The sequence below is a fragment of the Geomesophilobacter sediminis genome (assembly GCF_016458275.1).
GTDB lineage: Bacteria > Desulfobacterota > Desulfuromonadia > Geobacterales > Geobacteraceae > Geomesophilobacter > Geomesophilobacter sediminis.
This window is the reverse complement of the sequence record NZ_JAEMHM010000013.1, coordinates 154,775-169,444: the sequence shown is the minus strand read 5'-3', so window position 1 is coordinate 169,444 and position 14,670 is coordinate 154,775. Positions and strand designations below refer to the sequence as shown.

Here is a 14,670-nt window from a genome sequence, read left to right as displayed (position 1 = left end):
CTACTCCACGAAGGTGACACGGTTGATCTCCCGGAGGGTGGTTTCGCCGTTCAGGACCTTGGCGACCGCCGACTCCCGGAGAAAGAGGGTGCCCGCCTCGCGCGCCGCGTTCTTCAGCTGGGCGATGGGGGCCTTGGAAATGATCAGCTCGCGGATCTCGTCGTTTAAGTCGAGGAGCTCCACGATGGCGGAACGGCCGCGGTAGCCGGTCCCGTTGCACTCCTCGCACCCGACCGCCTCGTACAGGGTGACGCCGCGGGCCCGTTGCGGGTCGATGGCGCTTTCGATGAGCGCCTCGTCGGATATGGTGGTCGGACGCTTGCAGGACGGGCAGATCTTGCGCACCAGGCGCTGCGCCATCACGCAGTTCAGGCAGGCGACGAAGTTGTACGGGTCGATCCCCATGTGGGTGAAACGCCCGATCACGTCGAAGACGTTGTTCGCGTGGACCGTGGTGAAGACCAAGTGCCCGGTGAGCGCCGACTGCACCGCGATCTGCGCCGTCTCCGAGTCGCGGATCTCGCCGACCATGATCTTGTCCGGGTCGTGACGCAAGACGGAGCGCAACCCCCGGGCGAAGGTGAGTCCCTTCTTCTCGTTGACCGGGATCTGGGTGATCCCGTTCAAAACGTACTCGACCGGGTCCTCGATGGTGATGATCTTCTCCTCGCCGGTGTGGATCTCGGAGAGCGCGCCGTAGAGGGTGGTGGTCTTGCCGGAGCCGGTCGGACCGGTGACGAGCACCATGCCGTACGGCTCGCGGATCATCTTGCGGAAGCGTTTCACCTCGTGCAGCGCCATGCCGAGGGTGTCCAGGGTGAGGCCCTTGAGGTCGGAGGCGATGCTCTCCTTGTCGAGAATACGGATGACCGCGTCCTCGCCGAAGGCGCTCGGCATGATCGAGACGCGAAAGTCGATCGACTTGCCGGAGAAGCGGATCTTGAAGCGGCCGTCCTGCGGGATGCGGCGCTCCGAGATGTCGAGTTCGCTCATGACCTTGAGGCGGGAGATGATCGGCCCCTGGAAGTGACCGTCGATGGTGTCGGTCGCCTTGTAGAGGACGCCGTCAATACGGTACTTGATGATCACCCCTTCCTGGGTGGTCTCGATGTGGATGTCGCTGGTGCGCCGGGCCAGGGCGTCCAGGATGGTCGAGTTGACCAGCTTGATGATCGGGCTGGTGTCGGCCGAGACGTTCTCGACGGAGAGGACCTCCTCCCCCTTCTCGGTCTCGGTGACCAGCTGGAGCATGAAGTCCTCGGAGACCTCCTTGAGGACGCGGCTGGTCCCCTCCCCGCGCTTCAGAAGGAATTCGATCTCGGAGGCGGCGGCCACCTTGAATTCCAGGGGGCGCTCCAAAAGGATCGCCATCTCGTCGAGCTGCAGCACGTCGGAGGGGTCGGAAACCGCCACCACCAGGGTCTCACCCTTGAGTTCCAGCGGCACGAAATGGTAGCGGAAGGCGGCGTCGGGGGGGATGGCGTTGAAGACCTCCTCGGGGGGGCGGAACCCCTTGAGGTCGACGAATTCGAGGCCGTACTGCTCGGCGAGGGTCTGGGCCAGGGCGAGGTCGGAGATCAGCCCGTCGGCGACGCAGATGGTGCCGAAACGCTCCCGCGTGGTGCGGTGCTTGTCGAGCGCGTAATCGAGCTGGTCGCGGGTAAGCGAACCGTTCGCCAGCAGGATCTCGCCGAGCCGTCTTCTGTGGAAGTTGTTCAGCATCTATCGTTAACCCATTGTGTTCGCGATCTTGAAGATCGGAAGGTACATGGTGATGATGATCCCACCGATGACGATACCCATGAGGATCATGATGGCGGGTTCGATGGCGGTGGTGAGGACCTGGAGGTTGCGGTCGATCTCCTCCTCGAAGTAGTCCGAGATGTCCCCGAGCATCTCTTCGAGGGAGCCGGTGGATTCACCCACGGAAAGCATCCGGAGCGCCAGAGGGGGCATCAGTTTGATCGAGTCCAGTGCGCTGGAGAGCTTGCTCCCCTCCTCGACCTTGATCACCGCCTGCAAAAGCCCCTGTTCCAGGAGCCGGTTGTTCAGGGTCCCGACCGACATGCGCAGCGCCTCGACGATCGGGATCCCGGAGCCGAGGACGGTGCCGAGGGTCCGGGTGAAGCCGGCGACGGCGTACCGGGTGAGCATCGGCCCGATGAAGGGGAGGCCGACCTTGAACCGGTCCACCGCGAAGCGCCCGGTTTCGGTCGCTTTCCAGCGCCGGAAGAAGGCGGCCCCGGCCACGGCGAGCGCGATGAAAACCGGGAGGTAGTGGCGCAGCATGGTGGTGAAGTTGATCAACATCTGGGTCGGCACCGGAAGGGCCGCCCCGGAATCCTTGTAGATCTGGCTGAAGGTCGGCACCACCTGCACCAGGAGCACCGCCACCGCGATCACCGCGACGGTCACCAGGATCGCCGGGTAGAAAAGCGCGGCGACCACCTTCCCCTTGAACCCTTCGGTCCGCTTCAGGAAGGCGATGTAGCGCCGAAGCGTCTGCGGCAGGTCGCCGGTCCGCTCGCCGGCCTGGATCGAGGCGATGTACAGGTGCGGGAAGACCCGGGGGTACTTCTCGAAGGCCGCGGAAAAGGCCATCCCCCCCTTGACGTCCTCGCGGATCGCGGTGAGGATCTCGGTGAGTTTGCCGCGCGCACCGCTTTCCAGGATGGTGTCGAGCGCCTGGATGATCGGGAGCCCCGCCTTGAGCAGGACCAGGAGCTCCTGGTTGAACATCAGGAGTTCCTTGTTGGAAACCTTGCGCCGCGCATTGCCGGTATCGAAAAGGAACTGGAACGCCTTCTTCTTGATTTCGAAGACGACGAAACCTTGCTCCACGAGACTTTGTCTGAGGATTGCCGCGTTGACGGCCTCGAACTCACGTTCGACCACCCGCCCGTCGGCGCCACCTATCTTGCATTTGAATACGGACATAACTTCCTATCATTACCACAAACGCCGGGGAATGAAAACAGGAAAGCTCCCGCGAACCCCGGTCATGACAGGGGGTTACGCCTTCAGGCGTGCGACATGCCCACCATCCAGAGGATGAAGAAGATCACCAGGGCTACGCCAAAGGGGAGCGCCCGGCCGCCGCAAAAGGTCCCGCGCCGGGGAAAGCCGCGCAGGATGAAGCCGACCGCGCTCAGGATCCATCCCCACAGCCCGACCAGGGTCACCACGCTCCACCACTCAGCCACGCTTGCCTCCGAACAGCCCGCGCGCCAGGGAACCGAGCTTGAGCTTCCATACCATGACCACCGCCTCGCGGACGATCTTCTTCGACATCTTGGAGGTACCGGCGTGCCGGTCGATGAAGATGATCGGCACCTCGCCCACCCGGAACCCGGCCTCCACACAGCGGTAGTTCATCTCGACCTGGAAGGAATACCCGTCCGAACGGATCTGGTCAAGGTCGATCGCCTCAAGAACCTCACGGCGGAAGCATTTAAAGCCACTTGTGCAGTCCGAGATGGTGAGCCCGGTGATGACCCGGGTGTAGACGCTGGCGAAATAACTCAGCATCAGCCGGCGCAGCGGCCAATTGACCACCGACACCCCGTTCAGATAGCGCGACCCGATCACCAGGTCGTAGCGCTCCATCTCCCGGAAAAAGATCGGCAGGATCTCCGGGTCGTGGGAGAAATCGGCGTCCATCTCCACCACGCAGTCCGCTCCCAGGTCGAGCGCAATCCGGAACCCCTCCCGGTAGGCGGATCCCAGGCCGAGCTTGCCGGCGCGGTGCAAAACGTGCACCCGTTCCGATTCCGCGGCCAGCCGGTCGGCCAGCGCGCCGGTGCCGTCCGGGGAGTTGTCGTCCACCACGAGCAGGTGGACCCGTTCGTCCAGGGCAAGGATCTGGTGGGTCAGCCTTTCCAGGTTGTCGCGTTCGTTATAGGTTGGGATGACTACGACTGGTTTCAAGGGGACTCGCTCAGCGGCATGACGCCGTGGGTTTGGGGGTAGTGATTCGGCGAGGATAAACGATTTTAAGGTGCTAAGTCAAGTGAAAGGGGGCAAACAAAAAAGGCCGCTGAAAGCGGCCTTTTCTTGATAATGGCGGGGTTGACGGGGCTCGAACCCGCGACTTCCAGCGTGACAGGCTGGCACTCTAACCAACTGAGCTACAACCCCAATTTTTTGCGTCCTTGGGAGGACGTTTCCGCATCCGGCGCACGATTGGTGGGCGAAGAGGGGATCGAACCCCCGACATCCAGCTTGTAAGGCTGGCGCTCTCCCAGCTGAGCTATTCGCCCTTTCGAATCTAATAATGGCGGGGTTGACGGGGCTCGAACCCGCGACTTCCAGCGTGACAGGCTGGCACTCTAACCAACTGAGCTACAACCCCGCAGCGTGCGACCTGCGGAAAAATCTACTGATTGATAAGGGACTTGAGGGTGTTGCCCGGCTTGAACTTCGGGGTGACCGAGGCGGGGATTTCAATCTTCTTCCCGGTCTGCGGGTTCTGCCCGGAGCGCGCGGCGCGCTCGGCAACCGAGAAGGTACCGAAGCCGACGAGGGTCAGCTTGTCTCCCTGGGCGAGACAGTCCGTCAGCGCTTCGAGGATACCGGTAACGGCCTTTTCTGCATCAACCTTGGTGAGACCAGCTTCTTCGGCTACGGCGCCAACCAGTTCGGACTTGTTCATCCTGACCTCCTCATGAGTGCATCGCAAAAGTGAATCAACTATATACCAGAAGACTTCCCGAAGTGTCAACCACTTTTTCAAGCCTGGCGCGATTCTTCGGGCGGAAGCCCCGCCCGGGCGCCGCCCCCGCCGCAGCCCAAAACGGGGCAAACGGCGGGAAATCAAAACATTAGCCGGACCGCCGGCAGCGCTCGCCGTCGAGCAAAAAAAATCGGGTCCGGTACCGCTAATGCGACGGATGCGGGGTCGCCGCATCCTCACCCTTCTCGATCCGCTCCACGTAAGGAGGATGGACGTGCTGGGCCAGGTCGCCGGGTAGCGCCCGCGCGATCACCTCGTCCATGTGGGCAACCGCATGGATGGTGAGCCCCGCCTTGATCTCCTTGGGGACTTCGGCGAGGTCCTTCTCGTTGTCCTTGGGGATGAGCACGGTCCGGATCCCGCCGCGCCCGGCGGCCAAGAGCTTCTCCTTGAGTCCGCCGATCGGGAGCACCGCGCCGCGCAGGGTGATCTCGCCGGTCATGGCGAGCTCGCGGGAGACCGGGCGCCGGGTGACCGCGGAAATGAGCGCGCAGGCCATGGTGATCCCCGCGGAGGGGCCGTCCTTGGGGATCGCCCCTTCGGGGACGTGGATGTGCAGGTCGATGTTCTGGTAGAAATCGGGAGCGAGCCCCAAAAGCTCGGAGCGGGACCGCACGTAGGTGAGCGCGGCCTGGGCCGACTCCTGCATCACCGACCCGAGCTTTCCGGTGATGGTGAGCTTCCCTTTGCCCGGCAGGGATACCACCTCGATGTCGAGGAGCTCCCCCCCCACCTCGGTCCAGGCCAGACCGGTGACCATGCCGACCTGGTCCTTGACCTGGGCGACCCCGTAGCGGTAGCGCTGCGGCCCGAGATACTGGGCGATCTGCTTGGCCTGCACCACGCGCCGCATCCGCCCACCTTTGACGACGTTGACCGCTATCTTGCGGCAGACCGAGCCGATCTCCCGCTCCAGGGAGCGGACCCCCGCCTCGCGGGTGTAGCGCCGGATGATCTCGAGAAGCGCCTCGTCGGCGAAAACGACCCCCTTCGCGGCGAGCCCGTTCGCCTTGGCCTGCCGCGGGACCAGATACTGGCGCGCGATGGCGAGCTTCTCCTTCTCGGTGTATCCCTCCAGGCGCACCACCTCCATCCGGTCCAGAAGCGGCCGGGGAATCCCCTGCGCGGTGTTCGCGGTGGTGATGAACATCACCTTGGAGAGGTCGAAGTCGACGTCGAGGAAGTGATCGTTGAAGGAGGCGTTCTGCTCGGGATCGAGGACCTCGAGGAGCGCCGAGGCCGGGTCGCCCCGGAAATCGGCCGTCATCTTGTCGATCTCGTCCAGCAACAGGACCGGGTTCACGCTGCCGCACTTCTTGAGCGACTGGATCACCTTGCCCGGCATCGCACCGACGTAGGTGCGCCGGTGCCCGCGGATCTCGGCCTCGTCGCGCACCCCGCCCAACGACATCTTCACGAAGGTGCGTCCGGTGGCAGCCGCAACCGATCGGGCGAGCGAGGTCTTCCCGACCCCGGGAGGGCCGACCAGGCAGAGAATAGGTCCTTTCATCCCCGGCACCAGGGTGTTCACGCACAAATGTTCCAGGATGCGCTCCTTCACCTTGGTAAGCCCGTAGTGGTCCGCCTCGAGCTGCGCCTCGGCGGCCTCGATGTCGGCGTTTTCCGGGGTGAGTACCCCCCAGGGGAGCGACAGGAGCCAGTCGATGTAGTTGCGCACCACCGCGGCCTCGGCGCTCATCGGCGACATCAGCTTGAGCTTCTTGATCTCGGAGAGGGTCTTTTCCCGCGCCTCGTCGGAAAGGCGCACCTTCTCGACCTTTTCCTCAAGCAGGCGCAGTTCCTGCTTGAACTCGTCCTTGCCCCCCAACTCCTTCTGGATGGCGCGGATCTGCTCGTTGAGATAGTAATCCTTCTGGGTCTTCTCCATCTGCTTCTTGACCCGGGCGTGGATCCGTTTCTCGATCTGCAGGATCTCGATCTCGCTCTCCATCAGGGCGAGGAGCCGCTCCATCCTTTTCCCCGGGTTGGCCAGCGCCAAAAGTTCCTGCTTCTGCGGCACCTTGAGGTTCAGGTGCGGCGCAACGGTGTCGGCCAGCCGGGAGGGATCGGTGATCCCGGTGACCGACTGGAGGATCTCGGCGGGAACCGAGCTGGTGAGGTTGACGTAGTTCTCGAAACCGGAGACCACGCCGCGCTTGAGCGCCTCGACCTCGCTCGCCTTGCCGGACCGCTCCGGAAGCTCCTCGACGTCCACCTCGAAGTAACTCGCCTCGTCGGTAAAGGAGACGATGGAGGCGCGCCGTTTTCCTTCGACCAGCACCTTCACGGTGCCGTCCGGGAGCTTCAGGAGCTGGATGATCTGGCAGATGGTGCCGACCGGGTAGATCTCCTCCGGGGTCGGCTCCTCGGTCTGGGCGTTTCTCTGGGTCGCCAAGAGGATCTGCTTTTGGTGCCCGGACATGGCCGCCTCAAGCGCCAGGACCGACTTCTCCCGCCCGACGAACAGCGGGATCACGGTGTGCGGAAAGATGACGATATCCCTTAATGGAAAAAGAGGGAACCGCACCGGGTTCCCTCTTTTTCTGCTTCTGCCATTAGTTGTTTCGGTCATGAGGCCCCTTCGAGTCCTACGCGGATTCCGCGACGTTCTCGTAGACGATGATCGGTTTTTCCTTGTTGTAGATCACCTCTTCGGAGATGACCACCTCTTTCACCATGCTCTGGGACGGGATCTCGTACATGATGTCGAGCATCGCGTTCTCCAGGATGGAACGGAGCCCGCGGGCGCCGGTCTTGCGCTTGAGCGCTTCGCGGGCGATGGCGATGAGCGAGCCGTCGGTGAACTTCAGCTTCACGTGCTCCATCTCGAAAAGCTTCTGGTACTGCTTGATGAGCGCGTTTTTCGGCTCCTTGAGGATCTGCACCATCGCCTCCTCGTCGAGCTCGGTGAGGGCGGCGAGCATCGGGAGCCGGCCGACGAACTCGGGGATGAAGCCGAACTTGAGAAGGTCCTCCGGGGTGACCCCGGCGAGAAGCTCGCCCGACTTCTTCTCCACCTTCTTCTTCACGTCCGCGCCGAAGCCGAGGGTCTTGATCCCGATCCGCTGCTGAATGATGTTGTCCAGCCCCGGGAAGGCACCGCCGCAGATGAAGAGGATGTTGGTGGTGTCGACCTTGAGGAACTCCTGCTGCGGGTGCTTGCGCCCCCCTTTGGGCGGGACGGAAGCGACGGTACCTTCGATGATCTTCAAAAGCGCCTGCTGCACCCCTTCTCCCGAGACATCGCGGGTGATGGAGGGGGAATCGGACTTCCGGGCGATCTTGTCGATCTCGTCGATGTAGATGATCCCCTTCTGGGCCTTCTCCACGTCGTAGTCGGCGGCCTGGAGCAGGGTGAGGATGATGTTCTCCACGTCCTCGCCGACGTAGCCCGCTTCGGTGAGGTTGGTGGCATCGGCCATGGCGAAGGGAACCTTGAGGATCCGGGCCAGGGTCTGGGCGAGGAGCGTCTTGCCGGAACCGGTGGGGCCCAGGAGCAAGATGTTGCTCTTCTGCATCTCCACCTCGCCCGGCTTGGCAGCCGCCTCGACGCGCTTGTAATGGTTGTAGACCGCAACGGCGAGCACCTTCTTGGCCCGATTCTGGCCGATCACGTACTCGTCGAGGACCTCCTTGATCTCCTGCGGCTTGGGCAGCTTGCGCACGTCCGAGGAGGTGGCCTCCTCGAGCTTCGACTCCTCAGCGATGATGTCGTTGCACAGCTCGATGCACTCGTCGCAGATGTAAACGGTGGGGCCAGCGATGAGCTTTTTAACCTCTTCCTGGCTTTTACCGCAAAAAGAACAGATCAGGGTGTCGGAGCGATCGTCTCTTCTACTCACCGCGAACCTCCAGTGACTGCGGGGTTTCTTTCAAAGATGGCGTCAATGATACCATAGGCCTTCGCCTCTTCGCCAGACATGAAGTAGTCCCGCTCGGTGTCCGCCTCCACTTTGGCGACGGTTTGACCGGTATGCTCGGCGAGGAGCTCGTTCAACCGCTCCTTCATCCGGAGGATCTCCTTGGCGTGGATGTGGATGTCAGTCGCCTGCCCCTGGAAACCGCCGATCGGCTGATGGATCATGATGCGCGAGTTGGCCAGCGCGTAGCGCTTGCCCTTTTCCCCCCCGGAAAGGAGAAAGGCACCCATCGAGGCGGCCTGTCCGATACAGATGGTGGAGACCGGCGCCTTGATGTAGCGCATGGTGTCGTAGATGGCCATCCCGGCGGTGACGACACCGCCGGGGGAGTTGATGTAGAGGTGGATGTCCTTGTCGGGGTCTTCCGCCTCCAGGAAGAGGAGCTGGGCGATGACGAGGTTGGCGACGTTGTCGTCGATCCCCCCGCCGAGGAAGATGATCCGGTCTTTGAGCAGGCGGGAATAGATGTCGTACGACCGCTCCCCCCTGCCGCTTTGCTCCACTACGATGGGTACCAGCATTGGGCGTCTCCTAAGCTTTCAGTTCCGCCTTCGGGCGTTCCACGACGACGGCCTTGGAGATGATGAAATCGGCAGCCTTCTCCTCGCGCAGCTGCAAGGTGAGGCTTTCCTTGGCGCGGGCGTTGGCGAAATGCTTGGCCACCGAGCCCTTGTCCTGACCGGAGGACTGAGCGATCTCCTCGACGCGCGCGTCGAAGTCGGCATCGGTCACTTCGATATTTTCCTTTTCGGCAACCGCGTCCAGAATGAGAGAACTTTTCACCTGGTCGCGCGCCGCATCACGGAACTGGGCCTTGTAGGCATCTTCGGTGAGCCCCATCATCTCGAGGGTGAGCCGCTGCTGGGCAAGGCGCTGTTTGCTCTGCTCGAGCATCACCTCGACCTGGCGGTCGACCAGGGTCTCGGGGACTTCGAGTTCGTTTTTCTCGACGAGCTGCTTGTACATCCGCTCCTTGAGTTCGTACTCGACGCGGTGCTCTTCCTGCTCTTTCTGGATCTCGGCGAGCTTCGCCTTCAGGGCGTCGAGGTTGTCGAACTCGCCGAACTCCTTGGCGAACTCGTCGTCGAGCTCGGGGAGCTCCTTCACCTTGATCTCCTTGACGGTGACCGCGAAGACCGCCGGCTTGCCGCGCAGCGTGTCGTTGCCGTACTGCTCGGGGAAGGTGACGTTGAGATCCTTGCTGTCGCCGGCCTTCAGCCCGACCATCTGGTCCTCAAAGCCGGGGATGAAGCGCCCGGAGCCGAGTTCGAGCTGGAAGTCCTCGGCAGCGCCCCCTTCGAAGGGAACCCCGTCGATGCTCCCGGTGAAGTCGAAGACGACGAAATCGCCCAGCGCGGCGGCGTGCCCTTCTTGGGCCGGCACAAGCTGCGCCATGCTCTGCTGCATCTCGGCCAGACGCGCGTTCACCGCTTCCTGGTCCAGGACAAGCTGCTCTTTCTCCAGCTCCAGCCCGACGTACTCCTTGAGCTCGACCTTGGGGAAAACCTCGATGGTGGCGGAGTAGTTGAAGGCCTCGCCGGGCTTGAGGGCATCACTTTCGATAACCGGGAAGGAGACCGGATTCAGCCCCTCGTCCGCTACCGCTTTATAGTAGGTGTCGTTTACCAGGGTCTTGAGCACTTCCTCGGCCATCTTGTCGCCGTAGTGCTTCTCGATGAGCCCCATCGGGACCTTACCCTTGCGGAACCCTTTGACGGCGGCGTACTTCTTGATTTCGCCGTAAGCCTTGTCGACCTCCTGGGAAACCCGCTCAGCAGGGATCACGAAGTTGATCTTCTTTTTGACGCTGCTCAGCGTTTCGACATTGATCTGCATCTGTGAAACCTCTCTTTATATGTACTGGTGGGCAGCCTGCTGCCTTTGTTACCGTGGGGGAACGTCCTGCTGCAGGTGGGGCATCGCTTGTGGCGGGGCTCGAGGCGGGACCGCCCGGCGGATAGGCCCCCATGCCGTCGGATCGAAGGGAGTAAAGTAACAAAGGGGGGTGAGGATGTCAACCAGAACTTGCCGCGAGGTTGCCGGACAATTCCGGCACCCCGCGGCCTTTCTCAGGGAGCCCCGGTCACGGGCGTTGCGCCAGCGACTCGATGGTCACCCCGTCCAGGATCTGCACCACCTGGAACTGCACGTCTTTCCAGACGCCGTGGACCAGGCACCCTCCCCCGCGCGCGCAGGGATCACCCAAGAGGCAACGGTTGGGGAGTATCGGCCCCTCGACCGCCTCGACCACCTCGCGCAGGGTGATCGAACCTGCCGGCCTGGCCAGGGTGAACCCGCCCCCGGTCCCCCGCGAGGAATTGACCAGCCCCAGCTTGGCAAAGCTCTGGAAGATCTTGGCCAAAAAGCTCTGGGGGACGTCCGCCGCATTGGCAATCTCACTGATCAACGCGACCTGCCCGGGAGGCTGTTGGGCCAGATAGATGATCCCCCGGATCGCGTACTCTCCTTTTCTGGTCAGTTCCATCATATAAATTTCACCTTTCGGAATGCATTTAGGACCAATTTAATCTCATTTATATCGGGATAGTCCCACCCGTGTCAAGGAAAATTGAATAAATAAAACGCATTTTTAAAATCGGAAAATATTCCGATTTGCGGTCGATCCGTGCTATATACATACGCCGTTGCATCACCTCAAAGGAGTTCCGATGTTGGCCCCTCCCCCGGAAACCCAGCTCCTCGCCGCTTGCCGCGCCCTTTTCGGCCCCGAGGTCGAGGTAAGCCGCGACTTTTTGCGCTACCTGCAGCCCAGCGGGGCCAAGGCCGCCTTCCGCTCCATGGCGAAGAAAACCCATCCCGACCTGCACCGGCGCGAGGCCGCCGAGGTGAAAGGGGACCAGTTCCGGCGTCTGGTCGAGGCGTACGAACTGATGCTCAGCTATTTCGAGCAGCGGGAAAACGGCAGCGCCCTCCCCCCCCGGCCTTCCCCCGCCGACTACGGCAACGGGGAGTACTACCACCAGGGGGACCTCCCCCAGCGCCACCTGGAATTGGGGAGGTACCTCTTCTACCGGGGGCTGATCCCCTACCGGGCCCTGATCGAGGCGGTTACCTGGCAGCGCCGCCAGCGCCCGACCATCGGAACCCTGGCGCGGCGCTGGAACTGGCTCAGCGAGCACGGCGTCCGCTCGGTACTCGGCACCACCACCCTCGCCGGCAAGTTCGGCGACAAGGCGGTGGTACTCGGGCTCTTGAGCCGGTTTCAGGTCCGCCAGCTTTTGTACCACCAGCGGTCCCTCCAGGCGAAGTTCGGCCAGTTCTTCGTGGAGCGCGGCTACTTCACTCCGCGCGAACTGGAACTACTCCTCATCGAGCAAAGCGACCACAACCGTCGGTTCACCGCCACCCCGTTCCCCTGACCCCTGCCCCCCTCCCTCTCATCTTTTGTTGATGCAGCTCTCCGGGGGAACCTTCCCCGCTGATTTCGGGCAATAAAAAAGGGACGCTCTCGCGTCCCTTTTTTCGGTTCTGCATTTCAAGTTGTATGTCAGCCCAGGAGGCTGTTGAAGTTTCTCGCCCGGTTCGCCAGGATCGTCGGATCCAGTACCTCGCCGCAGCAGGTGCATTTCCAGGCATCAAAAGATCTCACGAAATCGTAGTATTTCTCCGCGAACATTCTCCCTTTACATTTAGGACATTTCATAGCTATCAACCTCCGGATTTGAGATGAATAAAATTAAAGAACATGTGGCCCAATACATTACATCTTGTATGCCAACCAGGAGGTAACGTTGCGGCAAGGGAGCCGCCGGGGCGGGCCATCCGGAGAAAAACCGCGACTACAAAAGAGGTTACCAATCTTTTAAAAATATTTTTTCAGCCGGGAAACCGTCGCCGGACCGATGCCGCGCACCCGCACCAGCTCCTCGACGCTGCCGAAAGCGCCATTTGATTGACGGTCGGCAGCGATGCGGGCGGCGAGCACCGGGCCGATACCGGGCAGTGCCACCCAGTCCGACGCCTCCATCCGGTCGATGTCCAGGGGAATGTGCAACTGCATCCGCTCGGCGGCGGGCATGGTGGAAAGCGATAAATCAGCACCTTGCGCGGAAAGCTTGGTGAGGGTCAGGACATCGCCGGAGCGGAGGGGGCGGGAAGCCCCCCCGGCAATCCGCAGCGATCGGGGGCTGGAGGGGACCGCCATTTTAATGACGCTCTCCGGAGTGGCGCCAACAGAATAGCGGTAGACGCCGGGGCGGGGGAAGGCGCCGGCCAGGCGGACCGTTATCTTTGCATCGCCGGCATGAAAAAAGGGCGCGTCACCGACCGTTTCGGTCGGGACGCGCCCGTGGATGAACAGGGAGAGAAAAAGGAGCAGCGCGACCACCCACAGGGCCAATCGGCTGCGCCGGCCGGTCATTTTTTCGCGGCCGCGTCTTCTTCCTTATGCAGCTTGTACTCGATGGAATCGACCAGCGCCTGGTACGAGGCCTCGATGACGTTGGAGGAGACCCCCACGGTGCCCCAGCGGCTCTCCTTGTCCCCGGACTCGATGAGGACGCGGATGGAGGAGGCGGTACCCTGTCCCGCCGGAAGGACGCGCACCTTGTAGTCGTGGAGCTTGACCTCCTTGAGGCGCGGGTAGAACTTCTCCAGCGCTTTGCGCAGCGCGTTGTCCAAGGCGTTCACCGGACCGGTACCTTCGGCGGCGGTGTGCTCGACCTTCCCCCCCACCTTGACCATGATGGTCGCCTCGGAGATCGGCTGCCCCTCTTCGTGCCGCTTCTCGTCGATGACGCGAAAGCCGCTCAGAGAGAAGAACTTGCGGTGGGTCCCCAGCGCCCGGCGCATCAGGAGCTCGAAGGAAGCCTCGGCCCCCTCGAACTGGTAGCCCCGGTTCTCCATATCCTTGATGTTGTCCAGGATCTCGAGGGTGACCGGATCCTTGCTGTCCAGGTTGAGGTTGAACTCGGATGCCTTGGCGAGGATGTTGGAACGGCCGGAAAGGTCGGAGACCAAAACCCGGGTGTTGTTCCCCACCAGCTCGGGACGGATGTGCTCGTAGGTTTCCGGGTGGCGCTGGATCGCCGAGACGTGCACCCCACCTTTGTGGGCGAAGGCGGAGTTTCCGACGTAGGGCTGGTGCTTGTTGGGGGCGAGGTTCGCCAGTTCGTAGACGAAACGGGAGAGCTCGCGCAGGTGCCTGAGCTGCTCGTCGCTGATGCACTCCTTTTCCATCTTGAGCTTGAGCGCCGGGAGGATCGAGCAGAGGTTCGCGTTGCCGCAGCGCTCGCCGAAACCGTTGATGGTCCCCTGCACCTGGACGATCCCCTGCTCCACCGCCATGATCGAGTTCGCGACTGCACAGTCGCCGTCGTTATGGGTGTGGATGCCAAGCGGCGTGGTGATGACCTTTTTCACCTCGGCGATGATCTTGGGGAACTCGTACGGCATGGTCCCGCCGTTGGTGTCGCACAGGATGATGCAGTCGACGCCCGCCTGCTGGGCGGCCTGCAGCGTCTTCAGGGCGTACTCCGGATTCGCCTTGTAGCCGTCGAAGAAGTGCTCGGCGTCGTAGAAGGTCTCCGGCATGCGGGCCTTGAGGTACTCGAGCGAGTCGTAGATCAGCTCCAGGTTCTCCTCCAGGGAGATCCTGAGCGCCTCGTGGACGTGGAAGTCCCAGGTCTTGCCGAAGATGGTGACCGCGTCCGCCTCGGACTGCACCAGGGTGCGGATGTTTTGGTCCTTGTCCGGGGTGACCTTGGCGCGCCGGGTGGAGCCGAAGGCGGCGATCTTCGCCTGGTGCAGCTTCTCCTTCTTGATGTCCTTGAAAAAGGCGATGTCCTTGGGATTGCTCCCGGGCCAGCCCCCCTCGATGTAGTGGATGCCGCTTTCGTCCAGCATGTGGGCGATGCGGACCTTGTCCTCGACCAAAAAGGAGATGTCCTCTCCCTGGGTCCCGTCCCTAAGCGTCGTATCGTACAGTTTTACCAGGCTCATTTCCCCACCTTAGATGCTCGTTCGACGTCCGACGTGCAACGTGCGACGTTGCTGATA

Annotated in this window: 13 protein-coding genes and 3 tRNA genes; 1 reads left to right on the top strand and 15 read right to left on the bottom strand. The window is 62.2% G+C overall.

The genetic code is table 11. From position 1 onward, the window contains the following. The 13 genes from JFN93_RS16590 to JFN93_RS16530 form a co-directional block, all read right to left on the bottom strand. Positions 1-1,722 (bottom strand): GspE/PulE family protein, encoded by a 1,722-nt coding sequence (locus JFN93_RS16590; protein WP_199385236.1) that lies wholly within the window; start codon positions 1,720-1,722, stop codon positions 1-3. Between the two features lie 6 nt (positions 1,723-1,728). Next, positions 1,729-2,937: a type II secretion system F family protein gene (locus tag JFN93_RS16585; RefSeq protein ID WP_199385235.1), complete on the bottom strand. Its 1,209-nt coding sequence runs from the start codon at positions 2,935-2,937 to the stop codon at positions 1,729-1,731. 83 nt (positions 2,938-3,020) lie between these two features. Beyond that, positions 3,021-3,203, bottom strand: coding sequence for a hypothetical protein (locus tag JFN93_RS16580; RefSeq protein WP_199385234.1), 183 nt, complete (start codon positions 3,201-3,203; stop codon positions 3,021-3,023). After that, positions 3,196-3,927 (bottom strand): polyprenol monophosphomannose synthase, encoded by a 732-nt coding sequence (locus tag JFN93_RS16575; protein ID WP_199385233.1) that lies wholly within the window; start codon positions 3,925-3,927, stop codon positions 3,196-3,198. Before JFN93_RS16575 ends, JFN93_RS16580 begins: the two co-directional genes overlap by 8 nt. A 133-nt stretch (positions 3,928-4,060) precedes the next feature. Then, a tRNA-Asp gene (locus JFN93_RS16570) sits at positions 4,061-4,137 on the bottom strand. Between the two features lie 46 nt (positions 4,138-4,183). Next, a tRNA-Val gene (locus JFN93_RS16565) sits at positions 4,184-4,259 on the bottom strand. A gap of 15 nt (positions 4,260-4,274) precedes the next feature. Next, positions 4,275-4,351: transfer RNA gene (locus JFN93_RS16560), tRNA-Asp, on the bottom strand. A 24-nt stretch (positions 4,352-4,375) separates the two neighbouring features. Further along, complete coding sequence (locus JFN93_RS16555) at positions 4,376-4,651, bottom strand: HU family DNA-binding protein (RefSeq protein ID WP_199385232.1); 276 nt, start codon at positions 4,649-4,651, stop codon at positions 4,376-4,378. A gap of 226 nt (positions 4,652-4,877) precedes the next feature. Beyond that, positions 4,878-7,304: an endopeptidase La gene (gene lon / locus JFN93_RS16550; protein WP_199385231.1), complete on the bottom strand. Its 2,427-nt coding sequence runs from the start codon at positions 7,302-7,304 to the stop codon at positions 4,878-4,880. 16 nt (positions 7,305-7,320) lie between these two features. Next, entirely contained in the window at positions 7,321-8,574 is a 1,254-nt protein-coding gene (gene clpX, locus JFN93_RS16545) for an ATP-dependent Clp protease ATP-binding subunit ClpX (RefSeq protein WP_199385230.1), read from the bottom strand. Further along, positions 8,571-9,173, bottom strand: a complete 603-nt coding sequence (gene clpP / locus JFN93_RS16540; protein ID WP_199385229.1) for an ATP-dependent Clp endopeptidase proteolytic subunit ClpP — start codon at positions 9,171-9,173, stop codon at positions 8,571-8,573. Before clpP ends, clpX begins: the two co-directional genes overlap by 4 nt. Positions 9,174-9,183: 10 nt before the next feature. Next, positions 9,184-10,488, bottom strand: coding sequence for a trigger factor (gene tig, locus JFN93_RS16535; RefSeq protein ID WP_199385228.1), 1,305 nt, complete (start codon positions 10,486-10,488; stop codon positions 9,184-9,186). A 247-nt stretch (positions 10,489-10,735) separates the two neighbouring features. Next, positions 10,736-11,140 (bottom strand): RrF2 family transcriptional regulator, encoded by a 405-nt coding sequence (locus JFN93_RS16530; RefSeq protein WP_199385227.1) that lies wholly within the window; start codon positions 11,138-11,140, stop codon positions 10,736-10,738. Between the two features lie 181 nt (positions 11,141-11,321). Here JFN93_RS16530 and JFN93_RS16525 point away from each other — a divergent pair, with 181 nt between their 5' ends. Further along, positions 11,322-12,032 (top strand): J domain-containing protein, encoded by a 711-nt coding sequence (locus JFN93_RS16525; RefSeq protein WP_199385226.1) that lies wholly within the window; start codon positions 11,322-11,324, stop codon positions 12,030-12,032. 443 nt (positions 12,033-12,475) lie between these two features. Here the strand turns inward: JFN93_RS16525 and JFN93_RS16520 are convergent, their stop codons facing one another. Beyond that, on the bottom strand, positions 12,476-13,033 hold the full coding sequence (locus tag JFN93_RS16520) for a ComEA family DNA-binding protein (RefSeq protein WP_199385225.1): 558 nt from the start codon (positions 13,031-13,033) through the stop codon (positions 12,476-12,478). After that, a complete protein-coding gene (cimA, locus tag JFN93_RS16515) occupies positions 13,030-14,613 on the bottom strand; it encodes a citramalate synthase (protein ID WP_199385224.1) in 1,584 nt (527 codons plus the stop codon). The genes JFN93_RS16520 and cimA overlap by 4 nt, the downstream gene beginning before the upstream one ends. Positions 14,614-14,670: the final 57 nt, after the last annotated feature.

Bases quoted from the DNA above. Each gene is read 5' to 3' on its own strand.
- JFN93_RS16590 (WP_199385236.1), bottom strand. From the start codon at position 1,722: ATGCTGAACAACTTCCACAGAAGACGGCTCGGCGAGATCCTGCTGGCG.
- JFN93_RS16585 (WP_199385235.1), bottom strand. From the start codon at position 2,937: ATGTCCGTATTCAAATGCAAGATAGGTGGCGCCGACGGGCGGGTGGTC.
- JFN93_RS16555 (WP_199385232.1), bottom strand. From the start codon at position 4,651: ATGAACAAGTCCGAACTGGTTGGCGCCGTAGCCGAAGAAGCTGGTCTC.
- lon (WP_199385231.1), bottom strand. From the start codon at position 7,304: ATGACCGAAACAACTAATGGCAGAAGCAGAAAAAGAGGGAACCCGGTG.
- clpP (WP_199385229.1), bottom strand. From the start codon at position 9,173: ATGCTGGTACCCATCGTAGTGGAGCAAAGCGGCAGGGGGGAGCGGTCG.
- tig (WP_199385228.1), bottom strand. From the start codon at position 10,488: ATGCAGATCAATGTCGAAACGCTGAGCAGCGTCAAAAAGAAGATCAAC.
- JFN93_RS16530 (WP_199385227.1), bottom strand. From the start codon at position 11,140: ATGATGGAACTGACCAGAAAAGGAGAGTACGCGATCCGGGGGATCATC.
- JFN93_RS16525 (WP_199385226.1), top strand. From the start codon at position 11,322: ATGTTGGCCCCTCCCCCGGAAACCCAGCTCCTCGCCGCTTGCCGCGCC.
- JFN93_RS16520 (WP_199385225.1), bottom strand. From the start codon at position 13,033: ATGACCGGCCGGCGCAGCCGATTGGCCCTGTGGGTGGTCGCGCTGCTC.
- cimA (WP_199385224.1), bottom strand. From the start codon at position 14,613: ATGAGCCTGGTAAAACTGTACGATACGACGCTTAGGGACGGGACCCAG.